At 45.1% G+C, this 1,062-nt stretch carries 3 protein-coding genes; 1 reads left to right on the forward strand and 2 read right to left on the reverse strand.

Going from position 1 to position 1,062, the window contains the following annotated elements; genetic code table 11:
* Positions 1–170, reverse strand: a 170-nt coding sequence (locus ACZMB2_RS14405; protein WP_487597228.1) for a type II toxin-antitoxin system VapC family toxin, incomplete at its 3' end; no start/stop codon positions are given.
* A gap of 5 nt (positions 171–175) precedes the next feature.
* Positions 176–406, reverse strand: a complete 231-nt coding sequence (gene vapB, locus ACZMB2_RS14410; RefSeq protein ID WP_487597226.1) for a type II toxin-antitoxin system antitoxin VapB — start codon at positions 404–406, stop codon at positions 176–178.
* Between the two features lie 150 nt (positions 407–556).
* On the opposite strand from vapB, the gene ACZMB2_RS14415 reads away from it, so the two are divergent.
* Positions 557–880: a hypothetical protein gene (locus ACZMB2_RS14415; protein WP_487597227.1), complete on the forward strand. Its 324-nt coding sequence runs from the start codon at positions 557–559 to the stop codon at positions 878–880.
* Positions 881–1,062 lie beyond the last annotated feature (182 nt).

Here is a 1,062-nt window from a genome sequence, read left to right on the forward strand (position 1 = left end):
AACGCCTGCTCGTTCTTTATGGGATTGGAGCTGTGCTTCATTCCATACTCCAGTTCAGCCAATGTGATGGAGGAAATGCAGACGCCGCTGTTCAGTTCCTTTTTCAGTCGCTGCAATACCTGCTCCGGCTTGTTCTTCATCGCGTAGATGCAGATGTTGGTGTCCAGCATATACGTCACAGATGTTCACGCTCCTCTTGGACGCCCTGATCTCGACCATCCTCGAAAATATCGTCGGTGAAGCTGTTCAAACCGTCCATAAAAGTCTGCCACATGGATTCCTTCGGAACGAGGATCACAGCGTCACCAAGCTGCTGTATGATCACTTCGTCTGTGTTGAAACGAAACTTCTTCGGTAGGCGCACAGCCTGACTTCTGCCATTCTCAAAGATTTTCGCTGTTTCCATTGTGATCACCTCCCTAAATAATATATATCACAGTATATATTCTCTGTCAATAGGAGAATCTGATTTTCTCAACCGAAATGTATTGACGCAGATTTCAGTTGTAGATTATACTGAGAACACAATCATAGAGTGCAGAAAGAGGGATGAAAAATGGAACTGTCAAAGAATGATTGGAAACTGTTCCGAGAACAGCTTCCTGGTTGGCAGGAACGCTATATGGACAAGCTCACCCGTGAGTATGTCGAATTTTTGACCGATGACAGCCGCCAACCATCAGAACGTTTCTGGGCGCTGAATAAAAGAATACGTGAGGATCGGAGAAAACCGGGGGTACAGCTTGAACTCCGAAAGCAGAATGTTGTGTTTGATCTGGCACACTTGATCGCGGATGGTGCAGTTTCGCTGGATGAGCTCGATGGCTTCAGCGAGGAACTGCAGAATATGGTTCGTGAACTTTCGCAAAAACAGGTCTAAAAATCGCGTTCACGTGGTCTAAGCCGTCATTCTTTATTCGAGGTTGACTAAATCATTATACTCCAAATGCGGCCATCTTGCTGATGGTCTCATTTTTCATACAGATCCGTCAGGAATCTATAGAAATCATGACGTGAAGTCCAGATTATCGTACAGTCCTTGTGCTAAACTATTCTTATACT

The organism is Hominiventricola sp. (genome assembly GCF_057604405.1).

Coding starts and splice junctions, on each gene's coding strand:
- vapB (WP_487597226.1), bottom strand. CDS start 406: ATGGAAACAGCGAAAATCTTTGAGAATGGCAGAAGTCAGGCTGTGCGC.
- ACZMB2_RS14415 (WP_487597227.1), top strand. CDS start 557: ATGGAACTGTCAAAGAATGATTGGAAACTGTTCCGAGAACAGCTTCCT.